Annotated in this window: 19 protein-coding genes; 5 read left to right on the top strand and 14 right to left on the bottom strand. The window is 54.2% G+C overall.

The genetic code is table 11. The features are described from left to right. Nucleotide 1 precedes the first annotated feature (1 nt). From KWG64_RS21705 to rppH, 6 genes are all read right to left on the bottom strand, one after another. Nucleotides 2-589, bottom strand: coding sequence for a prepilin peptidase-dependent protein (locus tag KWG64_RS21705; protein WP_218523099.1), 588 nt, complete (start codon nucleotides 587-589; stop codon nucleotides 2-4). Next, nucleotides 580-1,074 carry a prepilin peptidase-dependent protein gene (locus KWG64_RS21700; RefSeq protein WP_255562258.1) on the bottom strand — a complete coding sequence of 165 codons (495 nt, stop codon included), beginning with the start codon at nucleotides 1,072-1,074 and terminating at the stop codon, nucleotides 580-582. The genes KWG64_RS21705 and KWG64_RS21700 overlap by 10 nt, the downstream gene beginning before the upstream one ends. A gap of 249 nt (nucleotides 1,075-1,323) precedes the next feature. Further along, complete coding sequence (thyA, locus tag KWG64_RS21695) at nucleotides 1,324-2,118, bottom strand: thymidylate synthase (protein WP_218523097.1); 795 nt, start codon at nucleotides 2,116-2,118, stop codon at nucleotides 1,324-1,326. A gap of 6 nt (nucleotides 2,119-2,124) precedes the next feature. After that, complete coding sequence (gene lgt, locus KWG64_RS21690; RefSeq protein ID WP_152325434.1) at nucleotides 2,125-2,994, bottom strand: prolipoprotein diacylglyceryl transferase; 870 nt, start codon at nucleotides 2,992-2,994, stop codon at nucleotides 2,125-2,127. A gap of 182 nt (nucleotides 2,995-3,176) precedes the next feature. Then, the gene (gene ptsP / locus KWG64_RS21685; protein ID WP_218523096.1) at nucleotides 3,177-5,423 is read right to left on the bottom strand and encodes a phosphoenolpyruvate--protein phosphotransferase; all 2,247 of its coding nucleotides are present in this window, start codon (nucleotides 5,421-5,423) and stop codon (nucleotides 3,177-3,179) included. Nucleotides 5,424-5,434: 11 nt separating this feature from the next. Next, nucleotides 5,435-5,962: an RNA pyrophosphohydrolase gene (rppH, locus tag KWG64_RS21680; protein ID WP_101079247.1), complete on the bottom strand. Its 528-nt coding sequence runs from the start codon at nucleotides 5,960-5,962 to the stop codon at nucleotides 5,435-5,437. Between the two features lie 695 nt (nucleotides 5,963-6,657). On the opposite strand from rppH, the gene mutH reads away from it, so the two are divergent. The 3 genes from mutH to KWG64_RS21665 all read left to right on the top strand — a co-directional run bounded on the left by mutH (nucleotide 6,658) and on the right by KWG64_RS21665 (nucleotide 8,901). Then, a complete protein-coding gene (mutH, locus tag KWG64_RS21675; protein ID WP_218523095.1) occupies nucleotides 6,658-7,344 on the top strand; it encodes a DNA mismatch repair endonuclease MutH in 687 nt (228 codons plus the stop codon). 127 nt (nucleotides 7,345-7,471) lie between these two features. Next, nucleotides 7,472-7,690: a YgdI/YgdR family lipoprotein gene (locus tag KWG64_RS21670; RefSeq protein ID WP_195825546.1), complete on the top strand. Its 219-nt coding sequence runs from the start codon at nucleotides 7,472-7,474 to the stop codon at nucleotides 7,688-7,690. A 170-nt stretch (nucleotides 7,691-7,860) separates the two neighbouring features. Next, a complete protein-coding gene (locus tag KWG64_RS21665) occupies nucleotides 7,861-8,901 on the top strand; it encodes an NADP(H)-dependent aldo-keto reductase (RefSeq protein WP_218523094.1) in 1,041 nt (346 codons plus the stop codon). A 76-nt stretch (nucleotides 8,902-8,977) separates the two neighbouring features. On the opposite strand, the gene lplT is transcribed toward KWG64_RS21665, so the two are convergent. From lplT to KWG64_RS21650, 3 genes are all read right to left on the bottom strand, one after another. Continuing rightward, nucleotides 8,978-10,186 (bottom strand): lysophospholipid transporter LplT, encoded by a 1,209-nt coding sequence (gene lplT, locus KWG64_RS21660; RefSeq protein ID WP_195815739.1) that lies wholly within the window; start codon nucleotides 10,184-10,186, stop codon nucleotides 8,978-8,980. Continuing rightward, nucleotides 10,183-12,348 (bottom strand): bifunctional acyl-ACP--phospholipid O-acyltransferase/long-chain-fatty-acid--ACP ligase, encoded by a 2,166-nt coding sequence (aas, locus tag KWG64_RS21655; protein WP_218523093.1) that lies wholly within the window; start codon nucleotides 12,346-12,348, stop codon nucleotides 10,183-10,185. The genes lplT and aas overlap by 4 nt, the downstream gene beginning before the upstream one ends. Nucleotides 12,349-12,674: 326 nt before the next feature. Then, nucleotides 12,675-14,945: a molybdopterin guanine dinucleotide-containing S/N-oxide reductase gene (locus tag KWG64_RS21650; RefSeq protein ID WP_218523092.1), complete on the bottom strand. Its 2,271-nt coding sequence runs from the start codon at nucleotides 14,943-14,945 to the stop codon at nucleotides 12,675-12,677. Between the two features lie 251 nt (nucleotides 14,946-15,196). On the opposite strand from KWG64_RS21650, the gene galR reads away from it, so the two are divergent. Continuing rightward, nucleotides 15,197-16,201: an HTH-type transcriptional regulator GalR gene (galR, locus tag KWG64_RS21645; protein WP_152325427.1), complete on the top strand. Its 1,005-nt coding sequence runs from the start codon at nucleotides 15,197-15,199 to the stop codon at nucleotides 16,199-16,201. On the opposite strand, the gene KWG64_RS21640 is transcribed toward galR, so the two are convergent. The 5 genes from KWG64_RS21640 to KWG64_RS21620 form a co-directional block, all read right to left on the bottom strand. Further along, nucleotides 16,198-16,647 (bottom strand): GNAT family N-acetyltransferase, encoded by a 450-nt coding sequence (locus tag KWG64_RS21640; RefSeq protein ID WP_218523091.1) that lies wholly within the window; start codon nucleotides 16,645-16,647, stop codon nucleotides 16,198-16,200. The genes galR and KWG64_RS21640 overlap by 4 nt on opposite strands. A gap of 2 nt (nucleotides 16,648-16,649) precedes the next feature. Further along, entirely contained in the window at nucleotides 16,650-17,423 is a 774-nt protein-coding gene (locus tag KWG64_RS21635) for an FCD domain-containing protein (protein ID WP_152325445.1), read from the bottom strand. A 69-nt stretch (nucleotides 17,424-17,492) separates the two neighbouring features. After that, entirely contained in the window at nucleotides 17,493-17,810 is a 318-nt protein-coding gene (locus KWG64_RS21630) for a PTS sugar transporter subunit IIB (protein ID WP_101079257.1), read from the bottom strand. A 14-nt stretch (nucleotides 17,811-17,824) separates the two neighbouring features. Next, the gene (locus KWG64_RS21625; RefSeq protein ID WP_218523090.1) at nucleotides 17,825-19,261 is read right to left on the bottom strand and encodes a glycoside hydrolase family 1 protein; all 1,437 of its coding nucleotides are present in this window, start codon (nucleotides 19,259-19,261) and stop codon (nucleotides 17,825-17,827) included. A 22-nt stretch (nucleotides 19,262-19,283) separates the two neighbouring features. Beyond that, entirely contained in the window at nucleotides 19,284-20,627 is a 1,344-nt protein-coding gene (locus KWG64_RS21620; RefSeq protein ID WP_101079259.1) for a PTS sugar transporter subunit IIC, read from the bottom strand. Nucleotides 20,628-20,904: 277 nt separating this feature from the next. On the opposite strand from KWG64_RS21620, the gene KWG64_RS21615 reads away from it, so the two are divergent. Further along, nucleotides 20,905-21,225 carry a PTS lactose/cellobiose transporter subunit IIA gene (locus KWG64_RS21615; RefSeq protein ID WP_218523089.1) on the top strand — a complete coding sequence of 107 codons (321 nt, stop codon included), beginning with the start codon at nucleotides 20,905-20,907 and terminating at the stop codon, nucleotides 21,223-21,225.

Below are 21,225 nucleotides of genomic sequence, written 5' to 3'. Positions count from 1 at the left end.
TTCAAAAGTTATGCCCCGCAACCAGCGCCAGGACCTGCTGATGGATAAAAGGATTTCGGCTCCAACGGGCCTCGAGTTGCAAAGTAAACAAATGGCCGGCAGAACCACTGGTTTGTTCTGTGACGTTAAACCTTGTCACGCTGACTTCGGCAGGATCGAGCAATTTTTCCCAGCCGGAACCGCTGCAACCGGAGGCTCCGCGCTGGATTTCAATGCCACCCTGACGCAGGCGATAGCCAAAATATTCAGATTCAGCGGTGCCGGGGTTTTCCCATTTTCCGTTGCGGTTCAGGTCGTAAATGGCAATGACGCAGGAGCCCGCCGCTTCTCCGTCAGCATTGCCGATAAGGACGGGCTTTCCCTCACAAATGCCATTACAAAAACCAGCCCTTCGGAGATCTTTCTCCATCGTAAATGCCGTCTGACGCAGAAGCTGATCCAGCTGATAATGTCGGCCAAGGCTCTGGCTTCTCTGGCGCATCATCGGGTAAATTTGCGCGGCACTGAGCATCAGCATACTTCCCAATCCCATCGCCATCATCACTTCCGGCAGCGTGAATCCGAGGCTTTTTCGCGGGATTACAGGCATGATGCTATCCCTAGCAAAGGCTGATTTTCACTGCATATCCGCAATCTTCCCCGCGCAGAAAGGACAATCCGCAGGCTGCCTGCCGCATTTTTTAGTGTGAGATGTCCCGGCATGGCCGAATTTCGCAATCCGTAAAAACCGGTCGCGTTGTAAGAAAAATCGAGCAGTTCAATTTCAGGATCATCAACCGTAAACACCTTACTATCAGCCACATTGCAATCCGCCGCACGCTGCCCGGTTCCCACGCAACCACCCTTTCCGCTCATCACCCACAGTATCGCGGAACTGTTGTAGTTGTTGGCACCGGCCTGAACGCCATAAAGATACAGGCGCAGCCGCTGAGCGTGCTGTTCAAGCTTCAGCGCCTGCTGATAACCGCGCCAGCTTTGCATTCCCCACAGCGCGCACATCGCTACGATGACAACCACGACCATCATTTCTATCAGCGACATTCCCTGTTCTCCTGTCCGTTGTATTGTTTTCATGCGGTCAGGTTAGGCATTTAAATTTTACCCGCCACAGGCAAAACGCATTTTTCCGGCACGCCTCGGGAACAATATGTGCAACGAAGCGTACGCAGCAAAATCGTTGCGCGATGCCTCGCAGGAATGAAATGAAATTAGAAATCGGGGCAGAAATCGTCAGGAAAAGGTGTAAAACGTACGGCAGCAGGGAGAAAGGCGTTAACGGAAATGGCCGCCTGACCAGAGTGGCAGGCGGCAAACAGCGAAGGATCAGACAGCGACGGGCGCTTTGATTGCCGGGTGCGGATCGTACCCTTCAATCGCGAAATCTTCGAAGTTGTAATCAAACAGGGAGGCAGGTTTGCGCTTGATAATCAGTTTAGGCAACGCGCGTGGCTCACGGCTCAGTTGCAACTGCGTCTGTTCCATGTGGTTGCTGTACAGGTGAGTATCGCCACCGGTCCAGACAAAATCGCCCACTTCAAGGTCGCATTGTTGCGCCATCATGTGAACCAGCAATGCATAGCTGGCGATATTGAATGGCAGGCCGAGGAAGATATCGCATGAGCGCTGATACAACTGGCAGGACAATTTGCCGTCCGCCACATAGAACTGGAAGAAGGCGTGGCACGGCGCCAGCGCCATCTGATCCAGCTCACCCACGTTCCAGGCCGAAACAATGATACGGCGGGAATTAGGGTCCTGTTTCAGTTGCTTAATCACATTCGACAACTGGTCAATTTGCGTGCCATCAGCCGCACCCCATGCACGCCACTGTTTGCCGTACACAGGGCCGAGGTCGCCGTTTTCATCTGCCCATTCGTCCCAGATGCTGACGTTGTTTTCACGCAGATAGGCGATATTGGTTTCGCCTTTCAGGAACCACAGGAGTTCATGAATGATAGAGCGCAGATGGCATTTTTTCGTGGTGACCAGCGGGAAGCCTTCCTGCAAATTGAAACGCATCTGATGACCAAAAATCGACAACGTGCCAGTACCGGTACGGTCGGCTTTAGGGGTGCCCTCATCGAGCACTTTCTGCATTAAATCCAGATACTGTTTCATGTTACCTCACGACAATTGTTTCTGCGGACGGCGATATGCCCAGACCATCATAATCAGGCCAATGACCACCATCGGGATGGACAGAACCTGCCCCATACTGATGATCCCATCGAACAGGCCCAGCTGCGCATCCGGCTGGCGGAAATGTTCGACGATGATGCGGAATAAGCCGTAGCCAATCAGGAACAAGCCTGATACAGCACCCATCGGGCGTGATTTGCGAATAAAGACGTTCAGAATGATGAACAATACGATGCCTTCCAGCAGCAGTTCATACAGCTGCGAAGGGTGGCGCGGCAGTACACCGTACTGGTTCAGCAGCGGCTGCCATTTCGGGTCAGCGGCGGCAATTGCGATATCTTCCTGACGTGAGCCGGGGAACAGCATCGCCCAAGGCACATCGGTGGTCACACGACCCCAGAGTTCGCCATTGATGAAGTTGCCCAGACGTCCTGCACCCAGACCAAACGGGATCAGCGGAGCAATAAAATCGGAAACCTGGAAGAAATTACGCTTGGTACGGCGTGCGAAAATCAGCATCACGACGATCACACCAATCAGGCCGCCGTGGAAGGACATACCACCGTCCCACACTTTGAAGAGATACAGAGGGTTATCGAGGAACAGTGGCAGGTTGTAGAAGAAGACATAACCGATACGGCCACCGAGGAAGACACCGAGGAAACCGGCATAGAGTAAATTCTCAACTTCCTCTTTTTTCCAGCCGCTGCCTGGCTTGTTGGCACGGCGTACTGCCAGCCACATTGCAAAGACAAAACCGACCAGATACATCAGTCCGTACCAGTGAAGAGATACCGGCCCAATGGAGAAAATCACCGGGTCAAACTGGGGAAACGCCAGATAGCTGTTGCTCATCTATCACCACAAATTGTTTATCATTATCGCCCGGTTAAGGGCCAGCAGGGTGCGAATAGTAGCATAGCCGGGAGGTTTTCCGGGGCTAAGCCGCTGGAAAAGTTCTGTAAAAAATCATCTCATCGTTCGCCGGAATGCGGCCAGAGCAGAAGTCACGCAGTACAGCGTACCGCGTAAGGTGTTTATTTACCGCCGCGAATCAGGCCGCCCAGCCCGCGTCGCTCCATAAATGCCGCCGTCATATGGCGGACATCCGTGGTGAAATGCGCCTGTAAAACGCGGCTGGCCAGCTCTTCGGCATCGTGTAATTCAATACGGCGGAGCAGATATTTTATACGCGCCACGCTGCGGCCATTCATGCTGAGATTGCGGAACCCCATGCCGGTCAGCAACAGCGCGCCCATCGGGTCACCGGCCATTTCACCGCACAAGCTGACATCCAGCCCGACGGCTTCTGCGCTGGTGACAATCTGCTTAAGCACGCGCAGCATCGCCGGATGCAGGCTGTCGTAAAGCCCGGCGACACGGGTGTTGTTGCGATCGACGGCCAGGAGATATTGCGTTAAATCGTTGGTGCCCACGGAGATAAATTCCACTCTTCCGGCCAGAGCCGGCAGCATGAAGATCATCGAAGGCACTTCAATCATGACGCCCAGACGCGTCGGCGGCAGCTCATAACCCAGCTGTTCTTCCACTTCACGTCCGGCACGGTCAATCAGGCGTCGCGCTTCATCAATCTCTTCGAGGCTGGTGACCATCGGCAGCAGAATGCCGAGATTGCCAGTCGCCGCGTTGGCGCGCAGCATGGCGCGAACCTGAATCAGGAAAATCTCGGGCTGATCGAGCGTGATACGAATACCACGCCAGCCCAGACACGGGTTTTCTTCGCTGATCGGCATATACGGCAGTTGTTTGTCAGAGCCGATATCCAGCGTGCGCAGCGTCACCGATTTTTGCGGGAATAATTGCAGCATGCCCTGATACTGCGCGACCTGCTCTTCTTCGGAAGGGAAGCCGCTTTGCAGCATGAACGGAATTTCCGTGCGGTATAACCCGACACCGTCAACGCGGCTGCCAAACAGTTTTTCGTGGTCAGCGCTAAGCCCGGCGTTGAGCATAACCTGTACCCGCTCGCCGCTTTTCAGCGCAGCCGGTTGCTCAACATCATCTTCGGCTTTCTGGCTCAGCTCCATTTCTTCGCTGATGAGACGTTTGTATTCCGTCACCAGAACGGCTTCCGGGTCAATCAGCAATTCGCCACGGTAACCATCAACAATCAACTGACGCTGGCTCAGCAGCGCGGGCTGAATATCCGCGCCCATAATGGTTGGCACGCCCATCGCACGGACTAAAATTGCGGCATGTGAGTTCGCTGCACCGTCGCGGACGACGACGCCCGCCAGCCGGTCTTGCGGAACTTCCGCCAGCAATGTCGCTGTCAGTTCATCGGCGACCAGAATAAAACGTTCCGGCCACTGAGTATTGCCCTGGATGGTATCGTCGAGATGAAACACCAGCCGCTGGCCGAGCGCGCGTAAATCGCTGCCGCGCTCACGCAGATAGGTATCCTGGAGGCTGGCAAACTGAGCCGCAAATTCTTCAACAACCTTTTTGACCGCCCATTCCGCCACTGCGCCCTGATCAATCTGCGCAAACAGTTCGCGTTTGAGACGCGCATCATTGAGTAAGTGGGAATAGAGGTCGAAAATTGCCGCGCTTTCTTTCTGCGCGCTGGCCGTGAACCGTTTACTGAAACGGCGGAATTCTGCACCGGCATCTTCCAGTGCGCGGGTCAGCCGCTCGCGTTCGCGAACGGTGTCCAGCGTGGACGCCATGTAGACATGCTCAAGCGAAGGTTGCGAGCTGTCCTGCCAGCCGATCCCAATCGCCACACCGGGCGATGCGGCCAGTGCCCGCACGCGGGTCTGACGGAAACGTCCGTAAAGCACATTAAGCTGTGCCTGGGAAAGGATTGCCGCCAGCTGCGTTGCCAGCGTGACCATAAAGGACTCTTCACTTTCATCAAACTGGCGATGCTCGCGCTGCTGGATAACCAGCACGCCCAGCAGTTGACGACGGTGAATGATCGGCACGCCTAAGAAGGATCGGAAAAGATCTTCTTTTACGGCAGGGATATATTTGAAACTCGGGTGGCTCTGCGCATCGGCAAGGTTGATGGGTTCAGCCAGACGCCCGACCAGACCCACGATCCCCTGATCAAACGCCAGGGTAATAGTGCGCCCGCGAGGTTTTTTCAAACCTCGCGTCGCCATCAGATAGTAACAACGGCGGTCATTGTCAGCGAGATAGACGGAACACACTTCGGTGTCCATCGCCAGGCAGGTTTCGTTGACCAGTACGTCCAGCGCATCATTCAGGCTGGACGCCATTGCTACCTTTTCAACAATTTCTCGCAAACGCGTGAGCATTTCTTCGTGACTTAGCCTCTTTTACGACGATAAGCGGGTGATGTCTTTGGAAGAGAGACTTCCTGCATCGGCATAATGGTGGTGGAAAACTCCTTCATTACACGACGGTAAACATCACGTTTGAATGACACGACCTGACGAACCGGATACCAGAAACTCACCCAACGCCAGCCATCAAATTCAGGCGTGCTGCTGCGCTGCATATTGATATCCGCATCGTTGCACATCAGTTGCAGCAAGAACCATTTTTGCTTTTGGCCGATACAAACCGGCTTTGTGTCCCAACGCACCAAACGTTTTGGCAATTTATAACGTAACCAGTTACGGGTCGAAGCCAGAATACGTACATCTTTACGGCCAAGCCCCACTTCCTCAAACAGCTCGCGGTACATGGCCTGCTCAGCGGTTTCACCGGGGTTTATGCCCCCCTGTGGAAACTGCCAGGAGTGCTGACCGTATCGTCTGGCCCATAACACCTGACCCTGCTTGTCACAGATTACGATACCAACATTCGGGCGGTAGCCATCATCATCGATCACCGGACTACCTCAATAGCTTAAAATCATAGATGTTCTGATTGTTTCATACTACCAACAGGCGGTAAACCACTGGTTAACGCCGATCGGCATGAATAAAAATGGGATAACTCACAGTTATAACCAAAGTTATAAACAGATTTGGGAAAACACCCGCGATTTTATTCACTTTTTCTGTGGATAGATATGTGAAGAACTTCAGAGTAAGCAGGGTAAAACTCTTCTGAACTTATTTTCCCGCAAAAAATTAAACCCAATAAAACACTTAAAAAACATAAAATTGAAGACAGATAAACACGTTATCCCACGTTATAAAATGAGAGCCAAATCACATTGGAAAGTGATCTGGCGAAAGATCGACCAATGACGTTTTTATCCACAGCGATCGACTAAAAGTTGACGTTACCGGGGCAAAAATTGGATAAAACCCCATACGTCAAGCCTGTAAATCGAACCAGTGATCGGATAAACCTGAGGTTATCCAAGAAATCTGTGGATAACTAGGTGGAAGATCCTGTTTATTGTCGCCTTCAACAGGTGATCAACCTAATCTTTAGCCTGCAAAATCCGCCTGAATGCGGAAAAAAAACTAAGATAAATCATGCTATTATTCCGCCGCGGCGCAGGTATAACTTTTTATTCACTGCGCCGGATGAAAGCAGTACGAAATTTAATCTATTGAATGAGCATTGTTTTTTATGTCGATTCCTTTACCTGCAACACAACCGCCCCGCGACGAAAACGCGCTGCTGCAACGCGCGCAATCTCTTGCGGGTCATACATTAGGCGAACTGGCTGCACGCGCAGGTTTGCCAATTCCGGCGGATCTGAAACGTGAAAAAGGCTGGGTCGGCATGTTGCTGGAAGTTTATCTCGGCGCCATCGCGGGCAGTAAACCCGAGCAGGATTTTGCCGATATCGGCATTGAGCTGAAAACGATCCCGGTCGATTCCCGGGGGAAACCGCTGGAAACCACTTTCGTGTGCGTCGCCCCGCTAACCGGAAACAGCGGCGTGACGTGGGAAAGCAGCCATGTGCGGCACAAACTGGCCCGCGTGCTGTGGATCCCTGTAGAAGGCGAACGTCAGATCCCGCTGGCAGAACGGCATATCGGTGCACCTTTGCTGTGGCAACCGTCGCAGGCAGAAGATGAACAGCTGCGTCAGGACTGGGAAGAGCTGATGGATTTAATCGTGCTCGGCAAAGTTGAAAGCATAACGGCCCGTCACGGTGAATACCTGCAACTGCGCCCGAAAGCCGCGAACAGTAAGGCGCTGACAGAAGCTATCGGCGAGTTCGGACAGCCGATCCTGACACTTCCCCGCGGCTTTTATCTTAAGAAGCGTTTCACCGGCGCGCTGCTGTCCCGCCACTTTCTGCTTTGAATACCGAAATTTATAAAATTTCACACACCTTTTCTGCCACTTTGGATTCCTTTTGCTACGCTAGACTGTAGATCATTTCCCATAACGAAAAATCTTCGACGTAACCAAAGGAATAACAACGATGATGATGAAGAAAACTTTGATGCTGACCGGTGCTGCACTTCTGGTTTTTGGCCTCTCAGGCTGCGCCAGCGACTACGTGATTTCCACCAAAGACGGCAATATGATCCTGACCGACGGCAAACCCGAGCTGGATAAATCCACTGGCCTGCTCAGCTACACCGATGAGCAGGGCAATAAGCGTCAGATCAACAACGATAACGTCAGCCAGGTCATGAAACGCTAAGCACCGCGCCCCACCCCATCCTGCCTGATGCGGTAACGCGAGTAGCCATACGTGCCACCCGCGTTATTGCAGGATAGTTGCCCCCTTCCCCCTTGTTCCTGCCTTGTATATAGTCAGTAAAGGCGCTTTTTCGTTAGGCTGACATTCTCAGATAGAAAGGAAGACCGGCAATGCAATATCACCGTATACCCCACAGTTCTTTAGAAGTGAGCTTACTGGGACTTGGCACCATGACTTTTGGTGAACAGAACAGCGAAGCCGACGCCCATCAGCAACTGGATTACGCCGTTGCGGCGGGCATAAACCTGATTGATACCGCAGAAATGTATCCCGTTCCGCCGCGTCCTGAAACTCAGGGGCTGACGGAAAGCTATATTGGCAGCTGGCTGAAAGCCCGCGGCAACCGCGAGAAGATCATTCTGGCGAGTAAAGTCGCCGGTCCTTCGCGCGGCAACGACAATTCCATCCGTCCGGGCCAGATGCTGGATCGCAAAAATATCCGCGCGGCGCTGGATGCCAGCCTGAAACGTCTGAATACGGATTATCTGGACTTATATCAGTTGCACTGGCCGCAGCGTCAGACCAATTTCTTTGGCAAACTGAGCTATCAGTACACGCAGGATCAGTCTCCGGTCACGCTGCTGGAAACACTGGAAGCGCTGAACGAGCAGGTGCGTGCCGGTAAAATCCGCTACATCGGTGTTTCCAACGAAACGCCATGGGGCGTAATGCGTTATCTGCAACTGGCCGAGAAACACGATCTGCCGCGCATTGTTTCCATTCAAAACCCGTACAGCCTGCTCAACCGCAGCTTTGAAATCGGTCTGGCAGAAATCAGCCAGTTCGAGGGCGTCGAATTGCTGGCGTACTCGAGCCTGGCGTTCGGTACCCTGAGCGGGAAATACCTGAACGGCGCGAAACCGGCGAATGCCCGTAATACGCTGTTCAGCCGCTTCACCCGTTATTCCTCACCGCAGTCAGAAGCGGCGATCGCGGAATACGTAGCGCTGGCGAAAGAACACAATCTGGATCCTTCGCAGATGGCTCTGGCCTTCGTGCGCCAGCAACCGTTTGTCGCCAGCACGCTGCTGGGCGCGACCACGCTGGAACAACTGAAGATCAACATCGACAGTCAGGATCTGACGCTTGAAGGCGATATTCTGGTTGAGCTGGAAGAAATCCACAAACGCTTCACCATTCCGGCGCCGTAACAAACGCCGTATCACAGCCATTAAAAAAGGGCGCTCAGCGCCCTTTTGTTTTTGCGGAATGGCTAAAAAAGCAGCATTACGCCAGACGGCGTTTCTGCATATTCTTCCAGATCCACAGCGCGGTAATCGCCAGCGCGAACACCACGCCGAAGCCGATACCAATCGCCACGACCGGCGCACCCGCCATCACCACCAGCGAATACAAACCCAGCATCAGCAACATTGCCGTGTTCTCGCCGAGGTTCTGCACCGCAATCGCATTACCGGCACCGACGGAAATTTTACCGCGATGCTGTAGCAGTGCGTTCAGCGGAACCACAAAGAAACCACCGAGGATCCCGACAACCACCAGCACAATATACGAACTCAGCATGCTGGTTTGCAGGGCGAACACGACGACCGCGATCCCGATCGCCACACCCGCAGGCAGACAGCGTTTCACTGTTTCCAGACGGATGAGTTTCGCCGCCGCACCGGCACCAAACACAATCCCGATGGCGACCATCGCATTCAGAAGTGTCGGCGTTTTGTTATCAGTAATACCGAGTGCCACCGGCACCCACAGCACCAGCAGGAAACGCAGCGTCACGCCCGCGCCCCAGAACAGGCTGGTACCGACCAGCGAAAAACGGGTTTCGCCGTCCTGCCACAAGGTTTTGCAGGCAGAGAAAAACGTCCGCGTCATTTTGGCCGGGTTCCAGGATTGCCCCGGACGCGCCGGTGTCAGCCTGGGAATAAACCAGTTCGCCGCGACCGCCGCGCCATACGCCAGCACGCAGATGCCGAGCGCCGCCAGAATGCTCCAGTCAGCCAGCGCGCCACCTGCCACCGACCCGAGAAGGATCGCCGCAATGGTTGAGGCTTCCATCATGCCGTTGGCTTTGACCAGCTGCTCGCCGCTGGCGATTTCACCCAAGATGCCGTATTTGGCCGGTGAATACGCCGCCGCGCCAATCCCTACCAGCGTATAGCCGAGGAACGGGTTCAGCCCGGCACAAATCACCGCCGCCCCGCCGAGTTTGAGCAGGTTGGCGACCATCATCACGCGGCCTTTCGAGAAGCTGTCCGCGAACTGCCCGACGAACGGCGCGAGAATGATATAGGTCGCGACAAACGCCATCTGCAAAACCGGCTGGCTCCAGTCGGGATACAGCTGTTGTTTGATCAGCGCAAGCGCAGCAAACAGCAGCGCGTTATCGCCAAACGCAGACAGAAACTGCGCGACGATCACCGCCGTCATGCTTTTCGACATCAGCGGCGCTGCCGCCATAGAAGGTTGGCTCATGCCTCACTCTCCGGGTTTTCTGCCATCTGGCGCAGGGTGACAAAATCAGGTTTACCGCTGCCCAGCAACGGCAAGGCTTTAACCACGCGAATATCACGCGGCACCGCAAGTTCCGGCAGCCCCAGCTCGCGGGCGGCTTTGCTCAGGGCATCACGGCGTAATTCCGGGTCAGTGGTAAACAGCACCAATGCTTCGCCTTTGCTGCTGTCGCTGCGGGACGTCGCTGCATGTTGTTTATCCGGTGAAGCTTTGATGGCAAGTTGCTCGACGCTTTCCAGCGACACCATTTCACCGGCCAGCTTGGCAAAACGCTTCACGCGGCCACGAATGGCGCAGAAACCTTTGTCATCCAGCGTGACGATATCGCCGGTGTCATACCAGCCTGCCTGCATTTCGCCGTCGGCATTTTCGGCCTGCGGCGCTTCCAATACGCCCGGATTTTCAACGCGCAGATAGCCTTTCATGATGTTCGGGCCACGCAGTTGCAGGCGTCCGCCCTCTTCAATGCCCGGCACTTTGATCAGACGTGATTCCATTCCCGGCAGAATCTGACCGACGGTATTCACTTTCGCGGCCATCGGCACGTTAATCGCCACCACCGGCGCGCATTCGGTCACGCCATAACCTTCGAGAATGCGGATACCGAATTTGTTCTGCCAGATTTCCTTGGTGCTTTCCGCCAGTTTTTCCGCGCCAGCAACGACATAGCGCAATCGGGCAAAATCATAAGGATGTGCAAAGCGGGCATAGTTGCCGAGGAAGGTGGAGGTCCCGAACAACACGTTGCAGTTCTGATCGTAGACCAGCTCCGGCACGATGCGGTAATGCAGCGGGCTCGGATACAGGAACACGCGCGCGCCGGTCATGATCGGCGTTAACAGGCCGACGGTCAGCCCGAACGCATGGAACAGCGGCAGGGAGGACATGAAACGGTCGCGCGGGGTGAAATCCGCCACGGTACGGATTTGCTCGACGTTCGCCAGCAGGCTCGCATGGGAATGCACCACGCCTTTCGGATTGCCTTCGGAGCCGGAGGTAAACAGCACCAGCGCGGCATCGTCAGGCTGCTGCGGCAACATCGCGCGACGCGGGAAAATCAGATGGAGCAGGATCCACAGTTTGTCCTGTAACGTGACGGTATCTTTTAAATCTTCCAGATACACCCAGTTGGCTTCCGGGACATTTTCCGGCAGATGCGTCAGTTTGCCTTTTTCGAGGAACTGGCGGGACGTAATGATCGTTTTGATTTGCGCCGCTTTCATGGCGCTTTGCAACCCTTTCGCACCGGCAGTGTAATTGAGCAATGCCGGAATACGGTTGCGCATCGACGCGCCAAACAGCGCCGCCGCCATGATCGTGGCATTCGGCAGCAGCATCCCGACGTGTTCCCCTTCGCGGGTAAACCGTTGCAGGATACGGCTGACGCCGAGAGATTTTTTCAGCAGGCCCTGATAAGAATCTTCCTTGAAAGAAACATCGGCGATGCAGGGTTTGCGGCGGCCAAAGCGGGTTTGCGCCGATAGAAACGCCTGATACAACGTTTCCGGCTCGCGGGTTTCCATGCGCGCCTGCATCATCACTTTATGCAATTGCTCACCGGCCAGCACGCGGCGGTCGCGGGAGCGCGCAGCTTCCGGCATCGCGATCGTCACCGGCGGCAAAACGTTGATCGTCACTTTCGGGAACCAGCGGATTTTGAAACTGCCGAACAGGCGACCAAACGGCGTAAATTCTGCGCCGTCAATGCGGATCGGGATCACCGTGGCCTGTGACTTCGCCGCCACAAAGGCCGCGCCGTCGTAAATTTTCATTAATGAACCGGTCACCGTAATACGCCCTTCCGGGAAAACCACCACCGGACGCCCCTTCTCCACTTCGCGGATCAGGTGCTTAATCGCCATCGGTTTGGTCGGGTCCAGCGGCATGAAGTCCACGTACGGCTTCAGCCAGCGCATAAACCAGGTATCAGTAATGTTGGAATACACTGCGAACACCGGTTTGACCGGCAGGAAAAGCACCAGCAGCATGCCGTCTATAAAAGAAACATGGTTGGGCGTGAGCAGTAAACGCGGGTAATTAAATGAGGATTTCGCCGGCGTGACCGTCACCCGGAACGCTATGCGGAACAGCCACCTGAACGCGGCGAAAAAAAAGTTATACATGTTTGCCATCTCCTTATGTGTCATCCCTGATCTTGAAAGAAAAAGGTTGGGGAAACAGCATACTATAAGCGGCGGAAGAATCACGACAGTCAGATGAGAGTTTAGGAGGAGCCTGATGAGGTTGTCAGGTTTTAGGCAAAAAAAAAACCTACGCATCCGCGTAGGTTGGTGCAAATTTAATCGGTATCAACATGCAGAGCACGTTGATGATTCACCAATCAATACCTCTGGGACGTTCAATTTAGCGGGTTTGCACGATCCTCAGCCAGCACGCAATCGAAACATAATTCCGCAAAGTGTAACCAGTGGTGAAAATAGCCCCGATTTTAGTCATTTAATGCGAATTGTGAGACTTCCACCAGGCAACTCATCGCATTCGGCCCTTGCGTTAAACGCGACGTGCCGATGTCCAGCGTCAGCACGTTCGGATTTCCCGCCTGCTCGGTTTCCTGCCATTTGCCGCCAAAGCCCGGATCAAACCAGGCACCGGTGGACATCAGCACCACGCCGCGCGTAATGCCGTCATTGAACGAAACCCCGGCCAGACAGCTGCCGCGCGCGTTATGCACTTTTACCCGGTCGCCGTCGTTCAGCTGGCGGCTGGCCGCGTCTTCAGGGTGCATAAACAGCGTTTCTTTCCCGGCCGTTTTGTTCGACTGCGCCAGCGGCGACTGATCGAGCTGGCTGTGCAACCGGTCTTTCGGCTGGATGGAAATCAGATGCAGCGGCCACTCTTTGGCCGTTTCTGCGCCCAGCCACTCCACCGGCGGCTGCCATTCCGGGTGCGGGGCGAAATCTTCGTAACCGTATCCGGCGATGGTTTCGGAGAACAATTCGATTTTTCCACTGTGTGTACCCAGCGGATTCGCACGCGGGCTTTTGCGGAACTCCTCAAAGAACACGTAATCTTTTTCCGGCGTCGGCAATTCAACAAAACCGCGTTCCCAGAACGTTTCAAAGTCCGGCCATTCCACGCCGGTGCCTTTCTGCGCTTCACCGCACTGACGGTAAATATGGCGCAGCCACTGATCTTCGTTACGCCCCTGAGTGAACTGTTCGCGGTAACCGAGACGGTCGGCAATATCGGCGAAAATATCAAAGTCGTTACGCGCCTGGTGCTGCGGCGCGACGGCCTGATGCATCGCCAGCACGAAACGGTCACGCGAAGAACCGCCGATATCATTGCGCTCAAGCGAGGTGGTCGCAGGCAGCACGATGTCGGCCATCTGCGCAGCGGGCGTCCAGACGTTATCCTGCACGATCACGGTGTCCGGTTTCTGCCAGCCTTCGACCAGACGGTTGAGCTGCTGATGGTGATGGAACGGATTACCGCCCGCCCAGTGAACCAGATGAATGTCCGGATAATTCAGGGTCTCGCCCTGGAATTCGTACGGCTGACCGGGGTTGAGCAGCATGTCGCTGATGCGCGCCACAGGAATCGACAAACCGGAAGGATTCGGCCCGGCGCTGACGGCTGGCCCCGGCGTGTCAAAACGCGGATTGCCGACGCTGTTCATCGAACCGTGACCAAACGAGAAACCGCCGCCCGGCAACCCGACCTGCCCGAGCATGGCGGAAATGGCGATCATCATCCAGTACGGCTGTTCGCCGCGATGCGCGCGCTGCACGGAATACGAACAGGTGATAAAGCTGCGGACGCCCGTCAGATCGTCGGCCAGCCGCGCAATACGTTCAGCAGGAACGCCGGTAATATGGCTCGCCCACTCCGGCGTTTTCGCCACGCCGTCGGTATCACCGCGCAGATACGCCGCAAGCTGCGGATAACCCACGCAGTGGCTGGACAGAAACGCATCGTCCTGTGCGTCTTTGCGCTGAATTTCATAGGCGATCGCCATCATCAGCGCCGCGTCAGTGTTCGGGCGGATCGGGATCCACTCGGCATTCACAAACGCCGGGCAGTCATCGCGCATCGGGCTGATGTTAATCACCCGCGTGCCTTTTTTCGCCAGCTGTTCCAGCGCCGGTTTCAGCGTATGTTCTACCGCGCCGCCGGACGCCACTTGTGCGTTTTTCAGCGCCAGACCGCCGAAGGCCAGCAGGATTTCCGCGTGTTCCACCACGCTCGGCCACGACGTGACGCGCCCGGTCAGTGGCGTAAATGTGCCAATCACATACGGCAGGAAAAACTGCGCCGAGCCCCAGCTGTAATTGCCCTGCTGATCCACACCACCGCCGCCGGTGAAATAAAAACGGCGCACCAGCGAACGGGCATGGTGTAAACGCCCCGCAGAAGACCAGCCGTAAGAACCGTTGAAAATCCCGGATGCGCCATAGCGGTCGCGCACGCGTTTATTCTCTTCAGCCACCAGATCCAGCGCCAGATCCCAGTCCACTTCGACAAAATCTTCACGCCCGCGCAGCGAGCGGTCGCTGTTTTCGCGTTTTTGCAGCCAGGAACGGCGCACCGCCGGTTTGCGGATACGTTTTTCCGAATATACCAGCGGCGCAATCGAATCGAGTAAAGGCGAAGGATCAGCATCGGCGGAATAAGGCTCACAGCGGATCAGGCGGCCATCTTCCACCACGGCGGTATACGCGCCCCAGTGAGCCAGTTGCGGGTAACGTTTTATCGACATTTTTTCTTTTTCTCAGCGCGGGTGAATAGCATTAAAAATAACATTCGCGCCGTTCTCAGTTCAAAGAACAAATCATCTTAATCAAACCCATTTCGGCCCTTTCAGGCTGCGATTTCCGTTAAAGACGGCATTCTTTTCCCGTTACATGCGTCTTGCATCGAAAAGTTGCGATCGACATCCTTGCAGCCACCGGCCTTTTCCGCAAAACTGGGCAGTGTAAACGATTACCCTCACGGAATAGCGGAAGTGTTATGGCAACGATTAAGGATGTAGCAAAACTGGCAGGCGTATCGGTTGCGACCGTTTCACGCGTGATAAATCATTCCCCGAAAGCCAGTGAAAGCTCGCGGGAAGCCGTTCAGAACGCCATGCAGCATCTGCAATATCATCCGAATGCCAACGCCCGCGCACTGGCGCAACAGGCTACCGAAACCCTGGGCCTGATTGTGGCCGACGTGTCCGATCCTTTTTTTGGCGCGATGGTAAAAGCCGTCGAACAGGTGGCGTATGCGACCGGCAATTTCCTGCTGATTGGTAACGGTTATCACAATGTGGAAAAAGAGCGTCAGGCCATCGAACAACTGATCCGTCACCGCTGCGCGGCGCTGGTGGTTCACGCCAAAATGCTGCCGGAAGATGAACTGACCAGCCTGATGCAGCAAATTCCCGGCATGGTGCTGATCAACCGCACGCTGCCCGGTTTCGAGGAGCGCTGCATTGCGCTTGATGACCGCTACGGTTCATGGCTCGCAACCCGCCATCTGATTCAGGCCGGGCATCAGCGCATCGCCATTTTGTGTTCCAACCACGGCATTTCCGATGCCAGCGACCGTCTTCAGGGCTACATTGACGCGCTGACCGAACACAATATTCCTGTCGATGACAAACTGATTGCCTACGCCGAACCCGATGAAATCGGCGGCGAAAAAGCGATGGCGGACTTACTGGGATTAGGCAAAAGCTTTACCGCCGTGACCTGCTACAACGACCCGATGGCCGCCGGTGCGCTTTCGGTATTAAGCGATAACAGCATTGATGTGCCGGGGGAAATTTCTCTTATCGGGTTTGATGACGTGCTGATTTCGCGCTATCTGCGCCCGCGTCTGACCACGGTGCGTTATCCGGTTGTGGCGATGGCGAATCAGGCTGCGCAGCTGGCGTTAGCGCTGGCAAACGGCCAGCCGTTGCCCGAAACCACTCACATGTTCAGCCCGACGCTGGTGCGCCGTCACTCGGTGAGTTCTCCGGGGAATTAAAGAAATTGCTGGTAAACGCGGACGGGTTTATCAGGGTAATCCAGCGCATCGCCGATATATTTCCAGCCAAACCGTTCGTAGTAGCCGGCAAATTCAGCGTAGAGATAGAGTTCGGAAAAGCCGCTGCGGCGGCTGTGTTCCAGCACGAAAGCCTGCAATTCCTGCCCTAAACCGCGCGACCTGAAACCTTCATCAACGTACAGCGCCGCCAGCCACGGAGTGAGATCCTGACGGCTGATTAAATCGCAGCGCCATAACCCGACCGTTCCCGCCAGCGTTTCGCCTTCAAGCGCGATAAAGGTTTGTGGCAAATCCGCACCGCGCAGGCTGCTTTGCACGACGCTTTCAAAAAACGCCCGGCTGTTTTCACTGCCAAACGCTTTCCACAGCCAGTCCGTGACGGTTTCCTGAAACTCCGGGCGTTCGCTGAAATTGATGATCTTCATACTCAGACCAGTTTCCCCTGAAAAATCGGCACAGATTCAAACAGATAACCGTCGAACTCCGGCGCATCAACGTCAGAAAGTTCCATCAGCGTGTTCTTCACATTTTCCATGTGCTGCCACATGGCCTGATACGAACCCATCACGTCGCGGCGGCGCAGTGCGGCCAAAATATTCTGATGATCAGCCAGCCATTTCAGCCGGTAACCGCGCGTGGCGATGTGGCTGTGTAATTGCTTCCAGAGCGGGCTGGAGTCGCGATGCATCCAGATATTTTTCACGGAATCGAGCAGCATCTGGTTCTGCGTGGCACCGGCGATCAGCAGGTGAAAAAGCCGGTCGTTATCGCCACTTTCGTCATTGGCGACAATTGCGATTTGTTCCTGCTCCAGCGTGCGGCGCAGGTTTTCGATATCTGCCTTGGTCGCCATTTTGGCGGCAAACGCGGCAATGTTACTTTCGAGCAACTGCCGCGCCTGTAAAATTTCAAACGGGCCAATCTGCCCCTGATACATCAGCTCGTCTTCGCCCTCTTCCTGCGACGGAATGCGGATCACGTAAACGCCGGAGCCCTGGCGAATATCCACCGTGCCTTCGAGTTCCAGCATCAGCAGGGCTTCGCGCACGATAGTCCGGCTGACGCCGTAGGTTTCAGCCATATTTCGTTCAGGTGGCAGGCGGGAACCCACAGCGAAATGCCCCTGCTTGATTTGCTCGCGCAGGTCGTGCCCGATTTCCTGATACTGCTTTCTGTCCTGCGAAACCACACCTTTATCCACACATTCACCCTGATGCAAAGACTGACAAATTGGCTCCAAAGACAGAGCCAATGGACATACGCTGATGGGTCAGTGTATCAAACTTAATGCCTGATCCAGCACTTTGGCACCATTTAGCGTGCCATACGCCACCATGTCGATCACGGCGATAGGAATGTTGTGTTCATCCGTCAGCTTTTTATTTTCCGCCAGTTTGAACCGCACCTGAGGCCCTAACAGCACGACCTGAATATCGCGTCCGTAAGCCTCGAGTTCGTCGCGCAGATTATTTTCCGGGATGGCGTAAATCTTAAATTCCAGCCCGCGGGCGGCGGCTTCTTTTTCCATTTTGGTGACCACAAGGGAAGTGGACATCCCTGCCGAACAAGCTAAAACGAGTCGTTTCATAATATTTCCTCGGGTTATTTATCTTCATCGTCCAGTGTTAAAGACAACACACCACTTTCACTCAGCGATTTAAACCAGTGAGATGATTTCTTCTGACGGCGATCACGGTTGTTATCAAGATCAATCTCGATCAGCCCGTAACGGTTTTTAAAAGCATTCATCGGCGAGACGTTATCGGTAAAAGCCCAGAGCATATATCCCTGGCAATTTGCACCGTCTTCCCGCGCCTTTAATGTCCAGTAAAGATGTTCGGCAATAAATTCAATACGATAATCGTCCTGAATTTCCTCGCTGCGGGCATCACGGAACTGGCCTTCATTTTCAATGCCCATTCCGTTCTCAGCAATAAACCACGGAACATTTCCGTATTCCGTTTTAATGCGCATTGCAAAGTCATAAACAATTTTCGGGTAAATTTCCCAGCCACGGGATTTATTCATCCGTCGGCCCGGCAGTTCAAAATGTTCGTAGTAAAACGCCGGATGGAATGGCGTCTCTTTATTCCATTCGCGGGACGGCGCTTTAACACGGTGCGGGTAATACAAATTAATGCCCACCTCGTCCACCGTGTTATTACGGATAACCGCCAGTTCCTGCTCTGAATAATTAAACTGCACGTCGTGCTTTTGCAGCAAATCGAGCAATTCCTGCGGGTATTCGCCTTTAATCATCGGGTCTAAAAATACGCGGTTATAGAATAAATCGTATAAATGCGCCGCCTTCTGATCGTGCGCCGCCGCTGAACGGGCGTACGTCACTTCCGGGTTTAAAATCACGCCCATCGTGCCGTGCGAACCGTAACCTTTACGGTGAAACAACTCGACGACTCTGGCGGTTGCCAGCACTTTGTGGTGATTCCACTGCATCCATTTACCGGTGTTTTGCTCGAACGGCCAGCGGATTGCGTCCAGATACACGCGGGTTTGCACCACTACCGGCTCGTTGAAAGTGAACCAGCGGCTGACCTTTCCGGCGAAACGCTCAAGCACTTTTTCCGCGTACAGGACAAACAGCTCAACGACTTTTTTCGAACTCCAGCCGTCATATTTTTCAAGCAGATACGCCGGTAATTCGTAATGTTCGAGGCACAGCATCGGCTCAATGCCGTTGCGCTTCATCTCATCGAGCAGATTGCCGATGTACGCCGCATATTCTTCATCGACGGTGCCCAGCTCATAGTCTGTCAGAAATCGCGACCAGTTGACCGAGGTGCGGTAATGGCTCAGCCCGCTGGCTTTCATCAGCGCCACGTCCTCCTTGTAGCGGTTGATGAAATCGGTGGCTTTCGCCGGGCCGTAGCCGTTGTGCCAGACGTGGCGGTTATTTTTGTACCAGAGATCCAGATACGAATCCTGCCCGTCCTTTTTGCCACTCCAGCCTTCGGTTTGCCACGCGGAAGCCGCCGCACCGAGAATAAATCCGTCAGGAAGGGTGATTGAAACCTTGCTCATAATTTTCCTCGTTGTCCCGAATTCAGGCCGTCGCAGCGCGTTTTTGCTGCTGCGCAATAGCATCAATCTGCGCCTGTTCTGCGCGGCGCGAAGCCACTTTGACGAACGGCAGATAAATCAGCACCGCCACCACGATGCAGCCAATTTGGGTAATCACCGCGCCCATCGAACCGGCGGTAGACAGCCAGGCGTTGATGATCGGCGGCGTGGTCCACGGCACCATCACCACGGCGCGTCCGGCAAAACCCAGGCTGGTCGCAAAATACCCGATAGTGCCGGTGATGAGCGGCGTGATGATGAACGGGATCGCCAGAATAGGGTTGAGCATGATCGGCATGCCGAAAATCACCGGTTCATTGATGTTGAAGAAGCCCGGCCCCATCGATAATTTGGCGATTTCGCGCATTTCTTTACGGCGCGTTCCCAGCATGACCGCCAGCAAAAGCCCGATGGTGCAGCCGGAACCGCCAATGCTCATGTACACATCCCAGAACGGCATGGTGATGATGTTCGGCACTTCATGTCCCTGCTCGAACGCCGTCATGTTCACCATGATCGCGCCCAGCAGCAGCGGCTCACGGATGGGTTTGATCATCTGATTGCCGTGAATACCAATGACCCAGAACAGTTGCGCGACAAACATCAGTAGCAGAATGCCCGGCAGGCTTTGCATCACCGATTCCAGCGGGCGCTGGATCACCTGATACACCGCGTCGTACAAATACATGCCGGTCACGCGATGGAAAACGAAGCCGAATGTGGCGACGATAACCACGGTAATAATCGCCGGGATCAGTGCGGAGAACGACGCGGAAACATTCGGCGGCACGCTTTCGGGCATTTTAATGCGCAGGCCGTTAACCTTTTCCAGGCGGGAATATATTTCCACCGAGAGAATGGCAATAAACATGCCGAGGAACAGGCTTTTGGTGTCGGAGAATTGTTTCGCCAGCACGTCTTTCACTTCCTGCATCTGGCCGTTGACCATCATATCGACGGTCGTCGGCGTGACAGCAATAAAACAAATCACCGCCAGCAGGCCGGGAAATAACGAACGCGAGCCGTTAATTTTGCCCAGTTCAATTCCAATTAAAAATACCGCGCCGATGGTCAGGAAACTCAGCGTGGCATAGTTAATACTGCTCATAATCGGTTTGAGCGTCGCCAGCCAGGAGAACATTTCAAAGTGGGCTAATCCGTTTTTCGGATCCATCACCATATTTGAAATTAAAACTGAGAATGCCCCCACGATAATGACCGGCATTAGCGTGATAAAAGAAGCCTTAATAGCCATGATGTATCTGAGGCTATTAAAAGTATTCGCGAATCCCCCGAGAGAATCGATAAAACGGTCTTTCAGTGACATGACACCACCTCTTTTAATATTGTGTTTTGCTTTACAGGTGTTTGTTTCGCATTGACCTTTTGACGTATCAGAGGATAAAGGTTGAGTGCGAATATAAAGTCAGATTCCGGTTCTGAGAGAAATTCCGTCCATCTTTTGGTGATTGTTGTCTTAATGTGGCATGCCAAAAAATAGCGGAATATGAATTAATTTCTGTGACAGCGTTCTCACATGTGAATATTGGAATTCCAATATGATGAATTCACCCCTTTCTGGTATACCAATTTTGGAGATGTCGATGGAATTCGATCTGGAACAAACGGTAATGGAGTTATTGATCAACGCCGGGGAAGCGCGTTCTAACGCGATGATGGCGATTCAGCACGCCCGCAAAAAGGAATGGGGGCAGGCCGATGCCATGCTGAAAGCCTCAGACGATGCGGCGCGCGTCGCGCACAAAGTGCAGACGCAGCTGATCGGGCTGGATGAAGGCGTGGGGAAAATACCGGTAAATCTGATTATGGTGCATTCGCAGGATCATCTGATGACCGCCATGCTGTGCCGCGAACTGGCCGAAGAAATCGTGTTACTGCGCAAAGAGATGTTTGAGAAGGCGTGA

This window comes from Rahnella sp. PD12R, from assembly GCF_019200965.1.
Taxonomy (GTDB): Bacteria; Pseudomonadota; Gammaproteobacteria; order Enterobacterales; family Enterobacteriaceae; genus Rahnella; species Rahnella laticis.
Note: the sequence above shows the minus strand (reverse complement) of the source record. Positions and strands in the feature narration are given on the sequence as shown.